Source organism: Streptococcus pseudopneumoniae (genome assembly GCF_001072665.1).
Taxonomy (GTDB): Bacteria; Bacillota; Bacilli; order Lactobacillales; family Streptococcaceae; genus Streptococcus; species Streptococcus pseudopneumoniae_S.
This window is the reverse complement of record NZ_JVJI01000048.1, coordinates 1-371: the sequence shown is the minus strand read 5'-3', so window position 1 is coordinate 371 and position 371 is coordinate 1. Positions and strand designations below refer to the sequence as shown.

Sequence of the window (371 nt, the reverse complement as noted above, 5' to 3'; positions counted from 1 at the left end):
AGAAAAAATAAGAGAATATCTCAGAAAATATAATATTTCTAAAGAAGAATTAGAGAAAGACTACGACGAAATCGTCAACCAGAAAGTTCTGAAAGATTGGTGCTCGATTTATGACAGCAAGTACTCGCCAAGCAATTATGGCGATGTGAAAGTCGAAACCCAGTGGGAGAATTGGTGATAGCATGAAGAAAATACTAGGTCTAGTAGCCTTATTCGTGATAATCATATCATCCTGTTTCTACTTTTTTATTCATCAACCTAAAAACATTTTTGATGAAATTTATCAGGAGACAGAGAAGACTTATCGTACAAATAATATTTTAAGGCATATAGATGGCTTTGAAATTAGTCCAGGTTGGCCAAGTGATGGA

Annotated in this window: 2 protein-coding genes; both read left to right on the top strand. The window is 34.2% G+C overall.

Annotated features, from left to right (window positions below):
- The coding region (locus tag ADH52_RS11255; RefSeq protein WP_152903961.1) for a TipC family immunity protein at positions 1-178 on the top strand (178 nt) is incomplete at its 5' end.
- A gap of 4 nt (positions 179-182) precedes the next feature.
- Positions 183-371: TipC family immunity protein (locus ADH52_RS03100; RefSeq protein WP_049510031.1), on the top strand; the 189-nt coding region annotated here is incomplete at its 3' end.